The organism is Streptomyces sp. NBC_00094 (assembly GCF_026343125.1).
In the GTDB taxonomy this organism is placed as follows: domain Bacteria; phylum Actinomycetota; class Actinomycetes; order Streptomycetales; family Streptomycetaceae; genus Streptomyces.
Genome location: NZ_JAPEMB010000001.1, coordinates 562,666 through 582,556 on the forward strand (window position 1 = coordinate 562,666; position 19,891 = coordinate 582,556).

12 protein-coding genes are annotated in these 19,891 nt (G+C 73.9%); 9 read left to right on the forward strand and 3 right to left on the reverse strand.

The window, feature by feature from the left end:
* The first annotated feature begins 177 nt into the window (after positions 1-177).
* The 9 genes from OG580_RS02550 to OG580_RS02590 all read left to right on the forward strand — a co-directional run bounded on the left by OG580_RS02550 (position 178) and on the right by OG580_RS02590 (position 13,017).
* Complete coding sequence (locus OG580_RS02550; RefSeq protein ID WP_267041995.1) at positions 178-867, forward strand: glycosyltransferase; 690 nt, start codon at positions 178-180, stop codon at positions 865-867.
* A gap of 611 nt (positions 868-1,478) precedes the next feature.
* The gene (locus OG580_RS02555) at positions 1,479-2,228 is read left to right on the forward strand and encodes a dolichyl-phosphate beta-glucosyltransferase (RefSeq protein ID WP_267041996.1); all 750 of its coding nucleotides are present in this window, start codon (positions 1,479-1,481) and stop codon (positions 2,226-2,228) included.
* A gap of 5 nt (positions 2,229-2,233) precedes the next feature.
* Entirely contained in the window at positions 2,234-3,769 is a 1,536-nt protein-coding gene (locus tag OG580_RS02560; RefSeq protein ID WP_267041997.1) for a glycosyltransferase family 4 protein, read from the forward strand.
* A complete protein-coding gene (locus tag OG580_RS02565) occupies positions 3,766-6,177 on the forward strand; it encodes a lipopolysaccharide biosynthesis protein (RefSeq protein ID WP_267041998.1) in 2,412 nt (803 codons plus the stop codon). Before OG580_RS02560 ends, OG580_RS02565 begins: the two co-directional genes overlap by 4 nt.
* Entirely contained in the window at positions 6,174-8,033 is a 1,860-nt protein-coding gene (locus tag OG580_RS02570) for a glycosyltransferase family 4 protein (RefSeq protein WP_267041999.1), read from the forward strand. Before OG580_RS02565 ends, OG580_RS02570 begins: the two co-directional genes overlap by 4 nt.
* On the forward strand, positions 8,015-8,971 hold the full coding sequence (locus OG580_RS02575; RefSeq protein ID WP_267042000.1) for a PIG-L deacetylase family protein: 957 nt from the start codon (positions 8,015-8,017) through the stop codon (positions 8,969-8,971). The genes OG580_RS02570 and OG580_RS02575 overlap by 19 nt, the downstream gene beginning before the upstream one ends.
* Positions 8,968-10,638 (forward strand): glycosyltransferase family 39 protein, encoded by a 1,671-nt coding sequence (locus OG580_RS02580; protein WP_267042001.1) that lies wholly within the window; start codon positions 8,968-8,970, stop codon positions 10,636-10,638. The genes OG580_RS02575 and OG580_RS02580 overlap by 4 nt, the downstream gene beginning before the upstream one ends.
* The gene (locus OG580_RS02585) at positions 10,625-11,740 is read left to right on the forward strand and encodes a glycosyltransferase family 4 protein (protein WP_267042002.1); all 1,116 of its coding nucleotides are present in this window, start codon (positions 10,625-10,627) and stop codon (positions 11,738-11,740) included. Before OG580_RS02580 ends, OG580_RS02585 begins: the two co-directional genes overlap by 14 nt.
* Positions 11,737-13,017, forward strand: a complete 1,281-nt coding sequence (locus OG580_RS02590; RefSeq protein ID WP_267042003.1) for a beta-galactosidase — start codon at positions 11,737-11,739, stop codon at positions 13,015-13,017. The genes OG580_RS02585 and OG580_RS02590 overlap by 4 nt, the downstream gene beginning before the upstream one ends.
* A gap of 67 nt (positions 13,018-13,084) precedes the next feature.
* On the opposite strand, the gene OG580_RS02595 is transcribed toward OG580_RS02590, so the two are convergent.
* From OG580_RS02595 to OG580_RS02605, 3 genes are all read right to left on the reverse strand, one after another.
* Positions 13,085-13,891, reverse strand: a complete 807-nt coding sequence (locus OG580_RS02595; RefSeq protein WP_267042004.1) for a class I SAM-dependent methyltransferase — start codon at positions 13,889-13,891, stop codon at positions 13,085-13,087.
* Positions 13,891-18,495, reverse strand: a complete 4,605-nt coding sequence (locus OG580_RS02600; RefSeq protein WP_267047863.1) for an aminotransferase class I/II-fold pyridoxal phosphate-dependent enzyme — start codon at positions 18,493-18,495, stop codon at positions 13,891-13,893. The genes OG580_RS02595 and OG580_RS02600 overlap by 1 nt, the downstream gene beginning before the upstream one ends.
* 256 nt (positions 18,496-18,751) lie before the next feature.
* Positions 18,752-19,786: a LacI family DNA-binding transcriptional regulator gene (locus tag OG580_RS02605; protein WP_267042005.1), complete on the reverse strand. Its 1,035-nt coding sequence runs from the start codon at positions 19,784-19,786 to the stop codon at positions 18,752-18,754.
* Positions 19,787-19,891 lie beyond the last annotated feature (105 nt).

Sequence of the window (19,891 nt, forward strand, 5' to 3'; positions counted from 1 at the left end):
CGGTGCGCCGCATATTCTTCCCTTTTCCTTGACGGCGTCGCCTTCCGCGCAGGATTCTGAAGTGCGCGGGTTCGCCGCAATGCGCGGTTCGCCGCGCGGAAAGCCGCACCCATGAGCAGTGACGCGCACCCTCTCCGCCGGTCGACAGACCGGGCGCCCGGTTCCGGCACGCGCACCGTGAGTCTCGTCCTGACGGTCCGCCCCGACGGACGGGACCCGGGACACGCCCTCGACCTGCTGCTCGACCAGGTTCCGGAGGACGTGCGGGACGTGGTCCTGATCGGCGGAGCGACGGGCGTGGGACCCGCGCGGGACGGCATGACCGTCCGGACGCTCGGGGCCTGGGACTTCACGCGGGGTGACATCCCGCACGCGGGACTGCGCGCGGCCACCGGGGATCTGATCGTGCTGATGAACGCCGACGGCAGCATGTCGCCGCACGAGATCCCGCACTACCTGCATTACCTGGAAAGCGGATTCGATTTCGTGAAGGGTTCCCGTTTCATCGCGGGCGGGGACGTCGCCGACTATCCGCTCGCACGACGCCTCGGCCACCGAGCCCTGCTGCGCGTCGCACGCCGGCTGTACGGCCAGCAGCTCACCGATCTCTGGTACGGGTTCTGCGCCTTCCGGCGGGGCTTCGTCGACCTCCTCGATCTGCGCGAGGACGGCGTCGAACTCGGAGCCGAGCTCGTGACCCACGCCCTGCACTACGGGCTGCGCGTCGCCGAGGTGCCCAGTCGCGAACTGCCGCGCCTCCATGGCCCGTCGCACCCGCGCACGGTCCGCGACGGCGCCCGCATCCTCGGCACGCTCCTCGAAGAGCGGCCGCACAACGCCCTGTCCCGATTCGCCCACGGTCGCTGACGGCGCCCCCACGGCTACCCCGGCCCTCCTCCGGTTGACGAATCACACCCGAGAGGCTAAGGGTGGAAACAGCATCATTTCATCCCAGAGCAGACCCTCGGTTGGGTCGGTTGCCGGAAGAGGCTCGTCGTGACCTCACTCCACATCAACCGCGCGCCGGCGGCACTCGCTCCGCATCCCCTGCGGCGGGTGACCGACTGGCCCCTCGCCGAGGCCCGGCGCCGTCCGGCCTGCCGCGCCCCCCACCGCCCGACCGCTCACCCGGCTCGCCGGGTCTCCGACCGGCTCCGCGCCGGCGCCCCCACACCCCTCAGCAGGGCGTGCAGGCCCCGGGGCGCCGCCCGCCGCCGACGCGCTCGTACGGTCAGGACGCACGCCCCGCGCCGCGACGGTTCCGGCGGCCCAACGGGATCCGGCGATCCCTCGGAGTCCGGCGATCCCTCCGGGTCCGACGGCCCACGCAGGCCGGCCGGCCCTGACGGGTCCGGCGGCCCGCCCGCCCCGGCCCACGGCAGCAGCCGTCTCCTCGGCCGACCCGCCGCCCCCGCCCTGATCCCCCGCCCGACCGCGCGACCCGCGCGCCGCGCCTTCCCCCGAGGAGGCGAGGCGTGATGGCGACCTCGCGCACCCACGAACCGCTCCCCCGCCGGCTCGTCCGCCCGCCGGTGGAACTGGAACTGCTCATCCCCGCCTTCAACGAACAGCGCCGCCTGCCGTCCACGGTCAGCGCCACCGTCGACTACCTGAGCGAACGGCCCTGGTCCTCGGCGGTCGTCGTCGTCGACAACAACAGCGCCGACGGCACGCTCGACGTCCTCGACCGCTTCGCCGACTCCCCCGTGCCCGTCCACGCCATCGGCTGCAGCGACCAGGGCAAAGGCGCGGCCGTCCGGCGCGGCATCGAGACCTCCTCGGCCCGCTTCATCGGCTTCGCCGACGCCGACAACGCCACGCCCGTGGACACCCTGGACCGGGTGATGCTCCTGCTGCGGGCCGGCCACGGTGCCGTCATCGCCTCGCGCCACATGCCCGGCGCCCGGCTCGACGTGGAGCAGTCGGCGCTGCGGCGCGGCGGCGGCCTGCTCTTCCGGACACTGGCGCACCTGTCGCTGCCCGGCGTCGCCGACACCCAGTGCGGCTTCAAGTTCTTCAACGGCCCGCTCGCCCGCGCGATCGCGCCCCGGTGCCACATCGACGGCTTCGCCTTCGACGTCGAACTCCTCGCCCAGGTCGTGCGCGCCGGGCGCGACGTCGTGGAGGTGCCGGTCGTCTGGCACGACGTACCGGGGTCGACGTTCTCGGCACGGCGCGACGGACTGCGCTCGATGGCCGACCTCCTCCGGATATCCCTGGCCCGGTGATTCCCGTGACCGCACCGACTCCCGCGACCGCACTCGACCGGCTCGCCCGCACCGACCTCGCCTTCCTCAACTGGCGTGACCCGGCGCACCCCGACGCGGGCGGGGCCGAGGCGTACTGCTGGGAGATCGCCCGGCGGTTCGCCGCGGCCGGCGCCCACGTCACCCTCGTCTCGTCGCGGTACCCCGGCTCGCGCGCCCTGGAGTACCGCGACGGGATCCGCATCGTGCGCGGCGGCGGGACGTTCGGCGTGTACGCGGCGGCCGCGGCGCACCTGCTGCGGAACCGGCACGCGTACGACGCCGTGATCGACTTCCAGAACGGCATCCCGTTCTTCTCCCCGCTCTTCACGCCCCGCTGGACCGCGGACATCTGCGTCATCCACCACGTCCACCAGCACCAGTTCGACACACGGTTCCACTGGCCGATGAACGCCGTGGGCCGGGTCCTGGAGAAGCAGGTCAGCCGGCGGGTCTACCGGGGACGGCCGGTGGTCGTCGTCTCGCCCTCGACCCGCGAGGGCGCCCGGCGCGAACTCGGCTTCGGCAACCCCCTCCACATCGTGCCCAACGGCCGCCCGGGGGCGGCGGCCTCGGCCCCCGCCGGGCGGCGGTCCGACGGCCCCGCGGTCACCGTCGTCAGCCGGCTCGTCCCGCAGAAGCGGGTCGACCTGATCCTGCGGGCCGTGCCCGCGCTGCTGCGGCGACGGCCGGAGCTGCGCGTCGACATCTGCGGGGACGGCCCGGAGGCGGAGGCGCTGCGGAAGCTCGCCGCCGGTCTCGGCATCGCCTCGGCCGTCGTCTTCCACGGGCACGTGACGGAGGAGCGCAAGCAGGAGCTGTTCCACCACGCGTGGCTGACGGTCGTGCCGTCCGTGGCGGAGGGCTGGGGGCTCGCCGTCATCGAGGCGAACACCGTCGGCACCCCCGCCCTCGCCTTCGACGTGCCGGGGCTGCGCGACGCGATCAGGCCGGGCGTCAACGGCTGGCTGCTCGACCCGGACGCGGAGCTCGCGGACGGGATCGCCGGCGCCCTCGACGAGCTGTCCGCGCCGGAGGCGCGGCGGCTCGCGGCGGCTCGCTGCCGTGCCTGGGCCGCGGCCTTCTCCTGGGACCACAGCGCGGAACGGCTCGCCCAGGTCGTCCTGGAGGACCTCCAGCGCATCCACCGGCACCGTCGCTCCCGGCGCTCCGTGAACGACCTGTCGGTCGTGACCCGTTTCTCCTCCCCCGACCCCGACGCCACGGAGCGGGCGGTGCGGAACTCCCTGCGTCAGACGGACGCCTGGAGCCGCGACGGGAACGTCTTCCGCGTCCTGCTCCACGGCTGCGACGAGGTGCGGGCGCTCGGCGCGCTGCGCCGACTGGACGTCGCGGAGGCCGACGTCACCCTGGCGAGCGGCCACGACGTCCTGGTGGGTTCGGCGGAGACCGGCACGACCCACTCCTCCCGGCCCGGCCCGACCGGCACGACACAGCCCGGCACAACCCGCTCCCCTCAGCCCGGCCCGACCGGCACGGCACCTCCCCGGGGGCCGTCGTGACCTCCGTCGGCCGTGTGGCGTCGCGCCCGCCCGTCCACCAGGACGAGGTCAGGGCCGTCCACGGCGCGCGCTGGATCGCCACCGCCGCCGTCGCGGTCGGCGCGCTCAACTACGCGTACGCGCTGGTCCTCACACGGCTCCTGGACGTCTCCGAGTACGCCACGTTCGCCGCGGGTCAGGGACTCCTGGTGTGCACCGCGGCCATCGCCGTCGTCACCGTGCCGTGGATGCTGGCGCAGGCGCTCGCCCGGGCGGGTTCGGACACCGAGCGCGCCGAGGCGGTGCGCTTCGCCGTGATCACGTCGGTCGCGGGCGGCGCCCTGGCTGCGGTCGTGGTGGCCTGCGTGGCACAGGAGTTCGCCGGCCCGGTGACGACCCTCGTCGTCGCGTGCGCCACCTTCGCCGTCTACGTGACCAGGGTGAGCGCCGGATGGCTTCAGGGCACCGAGCGGATGCGGACCCTCGCGGTCCTCAACACCACCGAGGCCTGCCTCAAGTTCGGTGTGGGGCTGTTCTTCGTCGTGGCCCTGGACCTCGGCGAGGCGGGCGCGCTCGCGGCCTTCGGCATCGCCGTCCTGCCGTTCGCGTTCTTCCTGCCGCACCGGTTCCGCGGGGCACCGCGGCGCCCCTGGCGGTCGGTGACCGTCGACCGGGAGCTGTGGCGGCGGGCGGTCGGGATCGCCTCGCTCCAGGGTGTGGTGGCGCTGCTCGCGGCCGTGGACATCGTCCTCGTCGCGATGCTCCCCACCGACCGTGCGGCGGCGGCCAGTTACCAGGCGGCGGTGATGCTCGGCCGGATCCCGCTCTTCCTCGCGGGTGCCGTCTCGATCGCCTTCCTGCCCGCGCTCTCGCGGCGGCGGGCGGGCGACCCCCTGACCGCCGCCGCGCTGCGGATGTACCTCACGGTGGCGCTGCCCCTGACGGTGGTGGCCGCGACGGCGCCCGGGGCGCTCCTGACGGCGGTGTTCCCGGCCGGCTACACGACAGTCTCCACCCTCATGGCCTGCACGGCGACGGCGGGTCTCGCGCTCGGCGCGCTCGCCCTCCTCGTGACCTTCGCCCAGGCCGTGAACGACTACGGGTGTCTGCGGACGCTGCTCGCCGGGCTGGTCCTGTACGTGACCGCGCTGGTGACCGGCTGGGCCGTCGGCGGTGTGCTCGGCATGGCGATCGGCGGACTGTGCGGGACGGTCGCCACCCTCGTACTGATCGCCGTACGGCACGCCCGACGGCACGGTTTCGGGATCGCGGAGCGGCCGTTCGGCCGCGTGGTGGTGCCGATGCTCGCGCTCGCCGGAGCGCTCGTGCTGATCCGTCCGTACACCCTGGTCTGGCTGGCCGCCGCGGTCGCGGTCACGGGCGTCGCGCTGTGGCGGTTCTTCGGCCGGCGGGGCGACCCGGTCCAGGCCGGAGAGCCCGGCGGGGCGCCCCCCGCTCCGCTCGCGGGTTCCGTGCCGTACGAGCCGGGGGCCCGGGCCGCGGTCCACGACGAGCACGCCGTGCGGCTCCTCGTCGACACCGTATGGCGGGGCCTGGTCCGGCCCGCCGGTGACGAGGAGCTGCGCGACGCGCTGGCCGCGGCCCGGCGCAACCAGGTCGAGGGCCGGCTGGCCCGCGCGTACCCCCGGCAGCTCGCGGCGACGGTCGCCGAGGTGGAGAGCGCGACCGCCCTCTTCCGCCGGAACCTCGTCGAGTCCACGGGTCGGCTGCGGGCGGCGGGCATCCCCACCGTCCTGATCAAGGCCGATCTCGACGGCGACTACGTGTACGGCAACTTCGACCTGGTGGTGCCGCCGGGACGGCTGCGGGCGGCTCAGGACGCGCTCGACGGCTGGTACGTCCAGCGGTCGACGTACTGGCTGGAGCGGACGACGAAGGTGCTCCTCGAACCGCCGAGCGGCCCCGCGGCGCATCTGCACGGCGCGGTCTGCTGGTTCGGGGTGCCGGTGGTGCCCACCGAGCGGCTCTTCGCCCGGGCCGAGCACCCCGATGACCCCGGCTCCTCCGACGGCCACGCGTGGCTGACACCGTGCCCGTCCGACCGGCTGCGCATCTGGCTGGCGCACGCGCTGTTCCAGAACCTGACGCTCGACCTCTCCGAACTGCTCGCGCTGCGGTCGCTGCTGCGCCCCGACGTCCTGGCGGAGGCGCGCCGCGAGACCCTCCGCGAGGGCTGGAGCGCGGGCGGCCGACGGGCGCTCGACACCGCCGTCGCGGCGATGGCACGGCTCGACAGGGGCGAGTCCGTCCCGCTGCCGCTGCCCCTTCCGGTGGCGACCTCACTGCGGGTCGGCGCCGAACACTCCGGTCATCTCCTCGTCGAGGGCCGGCTCCGCGCCGCGACCCGCGAGGCGTCACTGCGGGTACCGCTCGTGGTGGCCAAGAAGCTGAGGAGGCGGGTGCCGTGACGACCTCACGAAGCGTCCTGCTCGTCGCGGTGTCCGGTCCGGACGGCGCGGGCAAGTCCTCGCTCGTCCGCAGGCTCGCGACGCTGCTCGGCGAGCGGGGGATCCCGGTCGTCACCACGCACTGCTACGGCTGCTTCCTGTGCCGCAGGTTCCCGGTTCCGCCACGGGTGGGGGAAGAAGGAGAACACGGTGAGCGGTGGGCACGGCGGGCCGCGGATCCCGAGCGCCGGGGATCCCTGCCTCGCCGTGCCCACGCGTTCCTCGACGCCACCGAACTGGCGGTCCGGATCGCGGCGGCCCGGCTGGCGGCGACCGCGCGGGCCCGCGGCCGGCAGGCCGTGGTCGTGACCGACCGGGGGCCGCTGGACGGGCTGGTGAAGTTCGACCTCCCCGTGTCGTCGGCGGCGGCGGGCACCTTCCGCCGGATCGCCGGCCGCTACGGTCTGACGGTCCTCGTGGAGACCGGGCCCGACACGCTCCTCGGGCGCGGCTGGGAGGAGGGCGCCGGCTCCCCCGCCGCCTGGTGGGCCCGCTACCGGGCCTGGTCCGTACGGCTGCCTCGGGTGGCGCGCGTCGACGGCGAGCGGGCCCCGTCGCTCGTCGCGGCCACCACCCTGGACCAGATCCTCGACGTGGTGCGGGAGCGGACGGCGAGTGACGGGATGGGGGAGGAGGCCGGCGGAGGCCCGGAGCGCGGAACCGACGCGCGACCGCACGTGGTCGTGTCGATCTACGACGACGCCGACAACCCCGACTACCGGGGCGGCGGTGCCCTGGTCGTCGGCAAGGTCGCCCGCAGGCTCGCGGACGACTTCCGCGTGACGGTCGTGACGGCGGGCCGCCGCGCCGGGACCGAGTACCGCGACGGCATCCGCTACGTACGGCTGCCGGTGTGCCGGGCGGGCCCGCGCGCCGGGCAACTGGTGTTCCTGACGCTGCTGCCGTTCGTGGCCCGCCGCATCCCGCACGACCTGTGGCTGGAGAGCTTCACTCCCCCGTTCTCGACCAGCTTCCTGCCCCTGGCGACCCGCGCCCCCGTCGTCGGCATCGACCAGGGCCGCAGCGCCGAGGCGTTGTGGCGCCGCTACCACCTGCCGTTCTTCCTGGTCGAGCGGCTCGGGCTGCGCTGCTACCGGCACATCGTGGCGATGAACGCGGCCGACGGCTCGGTGATCCGGCGGCTCAGCCCCCGTGCCGACGTCCAGGTCATCGCCAACGGCGTGGAGCCGCGGCTCCTCGACGAGTCCCGGCTCGGCAACGGGCAGTTCATCCTCTTCCTGGGACGGATCGACACCTGGGTCAAGGGCCTCGACCTGCTCCTCGACGCCTACGACCGGGCCAGGCCCCCGCTGGAGCTGCTGCTCGCGGGCAGTGGCACGCCGGCCGAGGAACGCCGGCTCGCGGCGCTCGTCGCCGCCCGCACCCGCGGGCGCGAGCCCCGGATCCACTGGGTGGGGTACGCCGAGGAGGAGCGCAAGCGGCAACTGCTGCGCGACAGCGCCTTCCTCGTGGTTCCCTCCCGACACGAGACGTTCGGGCTCGTGGCCCTCGAAGGCATGTCGTACGGCAAGCCCGTCCTCCACTTCGACCTGCCCGCCCTGCGCTGGATGCGCGACGGCGGCGACGTGGCCGTCCCGCCGTTCGACGTGGCGGCCCTCGGCGAGCGCATGGACGAGCTGGCCCGCGACGAGGCACTCCGCCGCGGCCTGGGACGGCGCTCCGCGCTCGCCGCCAAGCACTACACGTGGGACGAGATGACGGGCCGCTATCTGGCCCTGGCCCACCGGCTCCTGGACACACCGGCCCCCGCGCGGCGGCCGAGGAAGAGGGGTACGTCATGGCAGACGACCCGCTGACCGGCTTCGTCCGGACCGTCGTCGGATCCGGCGCCCCGCTGCTCGTCCTCTCTCCGCACCTGGACGACGCCGTACTCTCCTGCGGCGCGCTGCTCGGCTGGGCGGGACGGCGGGCGCCGGTGACGGTCGCCACGCTGTTCACGGAGGCCGCGCCACCGCCGTACACCCTCTCGGCCCGGCAGTACCTGAAGCAGACGGGGGCCGTGGACGCGGAGGAGCTGTTCGCCGACCGGCGGGCCGAGGACCGGCGCGTCCTGGCTCTGCTCGACGTCGGATCGCTCCACGTCGGCCTCGTCGACGGGCTGTTCCGCCGCCTTTCGCGCCCCCGCGCCGGTACGGAGCGGCTCGCCCGGCTGCTGCCCGAACTGGCCCATGTGTACCCGACGTACCGGCTCCACCTGTCCCGGGGCCGGGTCTCCCCGCGCGACGCCGACACCCTGCGCGCGGTCGGCGAGACCGTCGAGGCGCTGCTGCCCGCGCGCTCCGGCGGCGTGGTCCTGGCGCCGCTGGGCGTCGGCGGACACGCCGACCACGTCCTCGTCCGTACCGCCGCGGAGCGGAGCGGCCGCCGGGTCGTGTACTACAGCGACTTCCCGTACAACCAGTACGCCGCCGCCGACGCCGGATTCACCGGGCGTCACCGGCTCGTGGCCCGTGCCTGGGAGCGGGGCCTCGACCGGAAGGCCGAGTTGATCCGGGGCTACCGGACGCAGGCCGACGCCCTGTTCCCCGAGGGGCGGATCCCGTGCGTGGCCGAGGTGTACATGCTGCCCGAGACCGATCCCGAAGCGGCCGCGGATCCGGGCGACGCGGAACCGGGCGGTACGGCACCGGGCGACGCGGAGGCGGCCGGTACGGAACCGGCCGCTTACAGGTCCGCACGTGACGCCGCCCCGGAGGATGCCCGCCGGGCTCGTACCGCCGGAGGTGTGTCGTGACGATCCCGCGGACGATCCCCTCCGCCACCACCGACGCGACACGGCCGGCGACGATGCCCCGGGAACCGCGCCCCCGCACCGTACGCATGCCGGTGCCGACCGTCGTCTGGGCGGCCCTCGCCGCCGTCGTCGCGACGACCCTGCGCCTGGTGCGGATCGGGCGCGCGGGCGACCTGTTCGTCGACGAGACGATCTACCGGCAGCTGGGCGTCAGTGCCGGCCAGGGCGGCTTCCCGCGTACCGACGAGGGTCTGTTCTTCCTCCACCCGCCCGGCCACTTCTACATGGAGGCCGGCTGGATACGGCTCGTCGGGGACCACCAGGACGTGATCGCGGGCGTGCACTCGATGCGGGTCCTCAACGCGCTCCTCGCCGGGGTCACGGCGGCCCTCGTCGTCTTCCTCGTCGCCCGGGTCCGCTCGCGCGGCGCGGGCCTGGCCGCCGGACTCGTGTTCGCCCTGGACCAGTTCTGCATCCGGCAGAACAACCGGGTGCTCCTGGAGACCGGCACGATGGTGTGGGTCCTCGCGGGCTTCCTGGTCCTGGTCGGGCTCACCCGGCCCGATCCGCCCCCGTGGGCCCGGGGCCGAGCCCTGCTCGCCGGGCTGTTCCTCGGCCTCGCGGTCCTGACGAAGGACCACGCGGCGCTCATCACCGTGCTGCCGCTGCTCGCCGCCCTCCTCCTCGGCTGGGGTCCGCCCCGGCGGCTCGTGGCCCTGGCACTCGGGACGATCGTCGTCATGTACGGCGTGTACGTGTCACTGATCGCCGGGTTCGGGCACTTCGACGCCTTCTGGGACGCGAAGACGCACGGCGTACGGCGACTGCTCGGCCTCGTGCAGGAGACCGGCTTCAACGCCCCGGGCACGCCCTCGCTCGCGGGGCGGCTCCTCGACGAACTGCCGGGGTACGGGACGACCTATCTGCTGCTCGCGCTGACGCCGGTGGCGTTGGTGCTGCTGCTCCGCCGCAAGGAGCCGGTCTACCGGCTGCTCGCGCTCTTCCACGCCTCGGCGATCGTCACCCTGGGGTACGCGCTGGGCGTCGGAACGCTGGAGGAGCAGGCGCTGTACCTGCTGTTCGTACCGAACCTGGTGGCCCTCGCCGTCACCGTGCCGGTGCCGCGGGCTTCGCGGCGCTGGCTGCGGGCGGCGTTCGCCGGTGCCCTGGCAGCGGTGCTCGTGATGCCCGCCGTGGTGTACGCGCAGGACCGGTGGACGGCCGACGACGGCTTCGACCGGCTGCGGACGTACCTCCTGACGCACGTGCCGGCGGGCAGCGGGATCGTCACGGTGGACGGGCAGCGGACGCGCGGCGTGACGAACTGGGCCCTCGACGACACCTACCGGCTCGGTAACTGGACGACGCCCGAGGCGCGGGCCGCGCAGAACGCCACGTATCTGATCGTGCCGTGGCGGGTCATCGAGCAGGGGTACGGGCGCTCCTCCCTCGCGGAGGTGCGGGAGCTGACGGACGGGCTGCGGCCCCTGTTCACGTTCCACGGGCCCACGTACGGCACGCTGGCGCTGTACCGGCTGCCGTCGCCACTGCCCGGACCGGACATCGCCCGGTCGGCGGTGCCCGCGACGGGACCCGTGCTCCCGGCCCCCGGCCCGGTGGGTCCGGCGCCGTCGGGGGCGGCGGAGGTGCGTGATGGCCCGCCGTGAACGGCCCCCCGCGCGGCCCCGTACGCGGCCCCGGGTCCTGCTCCTCACCAGCAGCCCGCTGGACGGGGCGGAGGGCTCGGACATGCGGCTCGCCTCCGACGTCCTCGACGCCCTGCCCGACGTGGACTTCGTCTGGTTCCGCCAGTGGCCCTGCCACCGGCAGGAGCGGCCGCGGCGCGGGCGCCCGGTCCGCATCCTCTCCCGGGACGGGGTTCCCCATGTCCCGCAGCGGGTGCAGGCCGCGCTCGCCGGGGCCGTCCTCGCCCGGCGGGTCGACCTGGTGCACGCCTTCCTGACCGTAGGCCGCACCTTCCCGGCGTTCTCCTGGCTCCGTCCGCTGCTCCTCGGAGGGCGGCCGGTCGTCCACACCGTGCCCGGAGTCATGGACTCGCGGTTCCTGTCGCACACCAGGCCGCTGGGGACGACGGTTGCTCTTTCGGAGTCGATGGCGCGCCGGCTGCGGGCCGCGGACTTCGGCGACGTACGGGTGATCCCGCCCATGATCGACCTCGACGCGTGGCCGTACCTGCCGCGCCCGAAGGGGTATCCGGTGGTCCTCTACGCCGGGCACCACGATCCGCGGGGCGGGGCGGAGACGGCGATCGACGCGGCGGCGACGGCGTGGCAGGAGGGGGCCAGGTTCCGGCTGGTGCTCGCCATGCGCGCGCGGCCCGGGCAGCACGCCGACCTCCTGGACGAGGCGCTGCGCGAGCGGGCCGGCGCGGCGGGACTCCCCGACGTCGAGGTCCGCGGCTACGTCGAGGACATGCGGGCCCTGATCGCCTCGGTCCACGTGCTGCTGTTCCCGCCGGTGGTGCTCGGCGGCAAGGCCGACATCCCGCTCACCGTGCTCCAGTCGCTGGCCTCGGGGCGGCCGGCGATCCTCAGTGACCTGCCGCAGTTCGCGGACTTCGGCCACGCCGTACTGCGCGCCCCCACGGGCGACGCGCGGCGCACCGGGCAGCAGCTGGCGTGGCTGCTCGACCAGCCGCGCTCCTGGGACATGCTCGCGGAGCGGGGACGGAGGCTCGTCGAGGACCGCTTCGGTCCCGAACGGTTCGCCGCCCGGTACGCGGCGCTCTACCAGGAGCTCCTGTCATGACCGGCATCCGGCGGGCAGGCGTGCTCGCGGCCCTCGCCGTCCTCGTCGTCGGCTGTCTGCTCGCGCTGCTCACGGGCGCGCTCGGCGGGGTCCGCCGGGACGATCCCGAACCGGTCCCCGGGCCGTACTGGTACGGCACGCTCCAGACCGATCCGGACAAGGCGCGCACCGAGTACGAGCACGGCATCCGGGTGGCCCACCTGCAGATCGACTGGGGCAGGTTCGAGCCCGAGCAGGGCGTGTACGACGAGGAGTACGCGCGGGAGGTCGCGGACCGCCTGAAGGTCTTCCTCGACGCGGGGCTGCGGGTCGAGGCGGGGCTCGGCCTCAACCATCCGCCGTCCTGGCTGCCGGACGCCTTCCCCGAGTCGGTCTTCGAGAACCAGTTCGGCGAGCGGTCCGAGTCCACGCCGAACATCGTGTTCAGCGAGCCCGTACGGGAGCAGGTCGCCGACTACGTACGGGCCGTGGACCGGCTCGTCGGTCTGGAGAACATCTGGGCGATCCGGGTCGGCGTCAACGAGAGCGGCGAGTTCGCGTATCCGGCGCCGCTGTCGGAGGGCGGCGGCCGGGGCGAGTTCTGGGCCTACGACCGCCACGCCCAGGAGAGCGCCCCGTTCCCGGGGTGGCGGCCGGGAGAGCGCACGTACGAGGGGAAGCCGTTCACCCGGGCACAGGTGGCGCGCTGGTACGACTGGTACGCCGGGGCGCTGGCCGGGGCCGTGAACTGGCAGCTCGACCTGTACGCCTCGCTCGGTCACCGGGGCCCGCTCAAGGTCCTCGTGCCGGGAGCCGGCTTCTACCCGTCGGACCTGCGGGCCGCGCTCGACGCGCGGCTCGTGGACTCCCCGTCGATCCGGCTGGTCGGGCGCGCCGCCGGCTTCTTCGTGACGCTCGGCCTGATCGAGCACCGGGACGAGGTGCGGATCGTCACGACCGCCCTGGTCGACGGCACCGGCGACCCCGACGACAACGGCTGCGCGCCCGGTGACGCGCGGATGGACGTACGGAACCCCGACGACGCCGTGGTGCGGGACTGGTCGTCGTCCCGGTGGGTGGTGGCCGTGGCCCGGAGCGCGGGGTTCACCAAGCTGACCGGGGAGAGCGCGGGTCCCCAGGTGGCCGGATACCGGCCGGGGGTGACGGAGACCGCGTACGAGCAGATGGCCTCCTGCGGTCTTGAGGGCATGATGTGGGCCTTCGACTGGCAGCTCTACGACGGCACGCCGGGCTCCTCGCTCGCGGAGTACGCGGAGACGATCAGGCGGCATCCCTGAGGCGTCACCCCCGATCGGAAAGGCGCCACCCGTCGAGCGGCGAGGCGTCACCCTTCGATCGGCGGCGTCACCCTTCGGTCGGCGGCGCCTCCTCGTGACGCCGCAGCGCCGTCAGGAGCAGGACGCCGGTGTCGCCGTACTCGGGCAGGGTGCGGTCCTTCGCGAGCCCCTCGATCCGCAGGCCGGTGGTACGGGGCGCGAAGACGGCCCGCAGCGCGGCCCCGTCGACCGGGCAGGCCGGCCAGACCGGTCCCGTACCGATGCGGTAGCTCGGCATGCGTTCCATGAAGGAGGCGACGAGCCGTCCGCCGGGGCGGACCGCCCGGACGAAGGCCGAGCAGACGGCGGTGAACTCGTCGAAGTCCTCGGTGACGCTCTCGGCGACGAAGTTCATCGACGCGAGGGCGTACGTGCCGTCGGCCAGGTCCTTCGCGGCGCCGTGGACGACCCGGACCCGGCGGAGCGCCTCCGCGCAGCTCTCCGGGAGCGCGGGGTCGAGGCTGCGGCAGAGGGTGTAGAAGGGCTGCCAGCTGCTGTCCGGGCCGTCGTCGAGCTGTTGCCGCAGATAGCGGACGTTGGCGGCGCTCGGTTCCAGGGCGTCGACGCGTCGGCTGGCGGCGCCCGCCAGCATGAGGGGGTAGAGGTTGGGGCCCGCGCCCAGTTCGAGGGTGCGGGAGAGGCTGCCGGGGGCGATGCCCCGGTAGACGGCGGCGTGGTGGCGGATGACGCCGACGTCGCAGGGGTGGAGCCTTCGGTAGTTCTCGGCGAGGTAGTCGGCGACGGGCCAGTCGTTCCAGTCGGCGTCCCGGTTGCGGCGCGGCCCCGCCTCCCGGTCCTGCGGAAGCGGCGGAACGAAGCGCCCGGTCGTGTCCATCACCTCTCCGGCGGCCGGCGGCCGGCCGTGACGGCGCCGGGGTGCGGTGCCTCGCCGTGCTGGAGCGTGAACCGCTCGGCGAGCGCCGTGAGGGCCTCGCACAGCTGGTCGATCTCCTCGTCGGTGTTGGCCGCGGTGACCTGGATGCGGAAGCCGACCCGGTCGCGCGGCACGAGCGGGTAGGAGGCGAGCGTCACGTAGATCCCGTGCTCCCAGAGGAAGGCGGCGACGGCGTCGAGGTCGGCCGCGTCGGCGAGCGGGATCTCGATGATGGGGAGGCCGTCCGTGTTCGGGGTGGCGAGGCCGAGGCCCCGGACGTGGGCGAGGACGCGGGCGGTCTTCCGGTGGAGATCGGCCCGGATCTCGTCGCCGCGCTCCTCGTTGACGTCGAGACCGGCGAGGGCGGTGGCGAGCGAGGCCGTCGGCGAGGGCCCGGAGTAGAGGTACGGGGCCGCCGCCACCTTCAGGTGGTCCTTGAGCCACTTCGGGACGGCGAGGAAGGCGAGCAGCGAGGAGAACGCCTTGGAGAAGCCGCCGACCAGGATCAGGTCGTCGTAGGTCTCGCCGAGGTGGCGGACGATGCTGTTGCCCCGCGAGCCGTACGGGCTGGTCTCGTCCGGGCCGCGCTCCCCGATGACGCCGAAACCGTGGGCGTCGTCGACGTACAGCAGGGCGCCGTTCTCCCGGCAGATCCCGGCCAGGGCGGGCAGGTCCGGGAAGTTGCCGGTCATGCTGTTGACGCCGTCCATGCAGACGAGCCGGCCCGCGTCGCCGGGCGCGCCGCGGAGCAGCATCGCCAGTTCCTCGGGCCGTTCGGCGCGGAAGCGGTGGATCTCGGCGCCCTGGCCGCGGGCGACGACGCAGCCGTCGTACACGGTGCGGTGGGCCTGCGCCTCGACGAAGACCTGGCCGGTGCCGGCGAGGAGCGGGATGACGGACTGGTGGATGAGCGTGATCGTGGGCAGCAGGAGGGTGTCGGGGGCGCCGAGGAGCTCGGTGAGCCGCTCCTCGATGCGCGGGTAGAGCCGGGGACTGCCGATGAGCCGGGACCAGCTGGGGTGGGTGCCCCACCGTCTGACCTCCGGTTCGATCGAGGCCATGATCGTGGGGTCGAGGTCGAAGCCGAGGTAGTTGCAGGAGGCGAAGTCGACGAGCCAGTCCTCGCCGACCCGGATGCGGCGGCCGTCGACCTCGTCGATGACGGCGTCGCACATGAGGCTGGTCCGCTGGAGGTGCTCCAGGTCGCGCCAGCGGGAGGGGCGCGGCGGCCGGCCGCCGCGTGCGTGGGCGGGGACCACGCCGGCGGCGGTGACGGAGGGGGTGCCGGCGGCCGGGGCGGTCGCGGAGGGAGTCACGGCGGCCGGGGCGGTCGCGGAGGGAGTCACGGCGACTGAGGCGGTCCCGGAGGGGGTCACGGCGACTGAGGCGGTCGCGGAGGGGGTCACGTTGGTGGCCGGGGAGTCGGGTGGGGCGGGGCGGACGGCGGGGTGGGCGCTCGGGGGCGGGGCGCGGTGCAGGTACGACTGGGCCTGGTGGGCGGTCATCGGCCGGGCGAAGAGGAAGCCCTGCCCGTAGCGGCAGCCCATCTCGGCGAGGAGCTCCCGCTGCTCCTCGTGCTCGATGCCCTCGGCGACGACCATCAGGCCGAGGACGTCGGCGATGCGCACGATGCCCTCCACGAGGGCGACCTGCTGGGGGTCGGTCGTGATCTCGTCGATGAACGACTTGTCGACCTTGAGGATGTCGATCGGGAACTCGCGGAGATAGCTGAGCGAGGAGAAACCGGTGCCGAAGTCGTCGATGGCGATGGAGACCCCGAGGTCCTTCAGGGCCGCCATGGTCGTGCTGATCTGGGCGTCCTGGCGCATGAGGACGGTCTCGGTGAGTTCCAGGACGAGCGAGCCGGGAGCGAGCCCGGACGAGCGGAGGGTGCTCCGTACCCCTTCGAGGAACCCCGGGTCGCGGAACTGACGGGCGGAGACGTTGACGTTGGCGTACAGGGGCGGCCGGCGCGGGCGGGAGCGCTGCCAGCGGGCGATGTCGAGCGCCGCGTGTTCGAGAACCCAGGCGCCGAGCGGCATGATGTGGCCGCTCTCCTCGGCCAGGGTGATGAACTGGTCGGGCGGCACCATCCCGCGTCGGGCGTGCGGCCAGCGGACGAGCGCTTCCATGCCGGCGGGGGCGCCGTCGGCGACCTCCACGATGGGCTGGTAGCGCAGGGCGAAGGCGTGGTCGGCGATGGCCGTGTCCATGCCCGCCTGGAGTTCGTGGCGGGCGACGAGCCGGGAGTGGAGCTCGGGGTGGAAGAGCCGCCACCGCTTCTTGCCGGCCGCCTTCGCCGCGTACAGGGCGAGGTCGGCGTGGCCGAGGAGCTCCTCGGCGTGTGCGCTGTCGAGGACGGTCGCGATGCCGACGCTCGTGGAGACGGAGACGGCTCCGTCGGTGAGGTGGAAGGGTTGGCTGAGAGTGTGCACGATCTCGGCGGCGAGGGTCTCGGCGTCGCTGGGTTCCCTGGCCCCTTCGATGAGGACGGCGAACTCGTCGCCGCCGAGCCGGGCCGCCGTGTCGGTGAGCCGCAGTACGGAGGTGAGGCGGCGGGCCACGGCGACGAGGAGTTCGTCGCCGACGGAGTGCCCCATGGTGTCGTTGACGACCTTGAAGTCGTCGAGGTCGACGAAGAGCATGCAGGTCAGGGTGGACTCGCGGCGGCCGCGGAGCAGGGCGCGCTCGATCCGTTCGAGCAGCAGGACGCGGTTGGGGAGGCCGGTGAGGGAGTCGTGGAAGGCCCGGTGGGTGAGCTCCCGTTCCAGCTTCCGCTGTTCGGTGACGTCCCGGAGCGTGAGGACGAGACCGTGCACGGTGCTTTCGTCCCGGAGATTGCTGCACCGGACCTCGACCTGGAGGTCACCCGAGCCGCCCGAGCCGCCGTGGAGCAGCTTCCAGTCGTCCCGGGCGTCGACCACGTCGCGTGAGCGGGCGTCGGCGAGGACGCGTAGGGCACTGGCCTTGTCGGCGGGGGCGAGCAGCTCGGTGAGCGGGGTGCCCGGGAGCAGGGAGTGGCCGAACACGGACTCGGCGGACGGGCTCGCGTACCGGACGGTGTCGTCGTCGTCGACGATGAGGATGACGTCCGAGGTGTTGTGCACCAGGGTGCGGAAGTAGGCCTCGCTCGTCCTGCGGTTGACCTCCTCGCTGAGTCCGAAGCGTTCCAGGGCCAGGGCCGCCTGGGAGGCGAGGGACTGGGCGGAGCCCGCGATCTCGGAGAGCTTCTTCTCGTCGGGGCCCGCGAGGAGCAGGACGCCGAGCAGCGGTTCGCGTCCGGCCGGGGTCTGGAGCTCCAGGGGGCAGAGCAGGGCGTGGGAGGAGTCGGGTGCCACCTCCGCGGCGACGGCGGGGTCGAGCCGGGTCACGGGGAGGAGCCGGGTGCCGTGGGCGACGAGGTCGGGCCAGGCCGTCGCGGGAGGACGGGTCAACTGGTCGGTGTGGCAGCTCCAGGGGTGGACCACGGTGGCCACGGCGTTGAGGCCGCCCCGCCGGTCCCGGGTGAAGAGCAGGACCCGGTGGTCGGTGCCGGGTCCGAAGAGGGTGGCGGAGGCCGTCTCGACCGCTCCGGCGACCTCGCGCGGGCTGAGGGCGGCGACGAGGGAGGCGGCGGCGACCCGGAGGCTGCGCTCGCGCGCCTCGGCCTTGCCGTGGTCGTTCATCATGCCCCAGAGCCGGCCGAGGACCAGCAGGAACATGATGGCCGAGAAGATCGCGATGACGGCGATGTCCTGGTCCTGGTCGTGGCGCAGCGACTGGAGGAGGAGCAGGGCGGGGGCGATGAGCGAGGCGCCGGCGAGGAGCGCGAGGCGTCTCTCGGCCATGCGCGGGGCCGGTTCGGGGGCTCGCTCGGTGAGCCCGGTCATCGAGGGGTGGAGGGCGGCGAGGCCCCAGGCGGTGAAGAACACGACCCAGCCGATGTCGAGGGGCGTGCCGACCTGCCAGGTGCCCTTGATCTGGAGGGTGCCGTAGATGACGTCGGAGGCGAGCATGCCGCAGGTGCCGAGGGTGAGGAGCTGGACCGACCGGGAGCGCAGGTCGCCGGGGACGAGCAGCCGGGCGAGCATCGCGAGCATCAGCACGTCGCCGAGGGGATAGGCGATGGAGATGGCCTTCTCGGTCCAGGTCATGTCCTCGCTTCTGGCCAGCGGGGTGATGAGGTTGACCCAGGAGAGCAGCGCGAGTCCCGAGGTGAGGATCAGCGCGTCGAGGACGACCGCGAGGTCGCGGCCGGCGGCCCGGTAGCGGATGAAGCCGAACAGGCCGATGGCGAACAGCGGGTACGTGGCGAGGTACAGGGCGTCTGCGACGGAGGGGAAGGGTCTGGTCTGCCCGAAGAAGGCCTCAAGGGCGTTGTAGGCGGTGTCTCCGGCGACGAAGGCGAGGTTGGCGGCGGCGAGGACGAGCCAGGGCCAGCGCCGGGCGGGCCGGTGCAGATGGACGCCGACGAGGATGGCGACGACGCCGCCGAGGCCTATGAGTGCCCAGAAGATGGTGTGGCGGGCGGGGAACTGCAGGTACGCGACGGTCAGCAGGGTCATGGTCACGAGGTAGACCAGCATCCATGTGCGGAGCGAGCGGGACACGCTGTGTGACCGGATGGGCTGACGCAACGCCATCGTCGACCGCCACCTTGCCGGGTCGGACGGACGCCGAGGGGAGCGCCCTGATCGCGGATACGAACCCCGTACGGAGTCCATTCTCCGGGGGCCCGGAGACGGCTGCATCTCGGCCGGGCGGGGCGCCGCGTCAGGAGGCGTCTCAGGAGGAGCCGGGCCGGGAGGAGGTCCGCCGGGCGGAGGCGCGTCGGTCGCCGCGTCAGGAGGAGGCGCGGACGATCAGTTCGGTGGGCAGCATCTGGCGGGGCTGCTCGTCCGGTTCGCTCGGCGAGGCGATCTCCTGGAGCAGGAGGCGCGCCATCGTGCGGCCCATCTCCTCGATGGGCTGCCGGACGCTGGTCAGCGGCGGGTCCATGTGCCGGGCGACGGCCGAGTCGTCGACGCCGACGAGCGCGACGTCCTCGGGAACCCGGCGGCCTGCCTCGCGGAGCGCTCCGCGCGCCCCGGCCGCCATCACGTCCGAGGCGGCGAAGACCGCGTCCAGGTCGGGCCTGCGGTCCAGGAGCTCCCGCATGGCGCGCCGGCCGCCCTCCTCGGTGAAGTCGCCGTTGGCGACGAGGTCCTCGTCGGGGGCGAGCCCGGCCTCCGTCAGGCCCTCGCGGTAGCCGTCGAGCCGGCAGCGGGCCACGTACATGTCGAGGGGGCCGGTGATGGTGGCGATCCCGCGCCTGCCACGGGCGGCGAGGTGGGCGACGGCGGCCCGGCCCGCGCCGGTGTTGTCGGAGTCGACGAACGCGACGCTCTCGTCCTCGCGGCGGCGGCCGTTGAGGACGGCCGGCAGGCCGAGGGCGCGGACCTGGTCGGGCAGCGGGTCGTCCCCGTGTACGGAGACGAGGAGGACGCCGTCGACGCGCTGGGCGGCAAGGTACTGCTCGAAGCGCAGCCGTTCCCGGTCACTGCGGATCAGGGTCAGCAGCAACTGCTTGTCGGCGTCGGCCAGTTCGGTGCTGACCCCGCGGATGATGTCGAGGAAGTACGGCTCGGCGAAGAGCCGGGCCTCGGTCTCGGGGATCACCAGGGCGACGGCGTCGGTCCGGCTGCCGGCGAGTGCGCGGGCGGCCCGGTTGGGGACGTAACCGAGGTCGGCGACGGCCCGTTCGACGGCGGCCTTGGCCTGTTCGCTCACCTTCGGGGAGCCGTTGATGACCCGGGAGACCGTGCCGCGGCCCACTCCGGCCCTCGCCGCGACCTCCTCCAGGGTGGGCCTGCCGGTCTGCCGTCCGCTCGCCGCCATGTGCCGCTTCTCCCCTCGGGCCCGCCGCCCCGCCTGCGTTTCCCGCGAACCTATCAGGCGGGACGGCGGCCCCAGCGGCGTACGGGCCCGGGGGTACGGAGACGG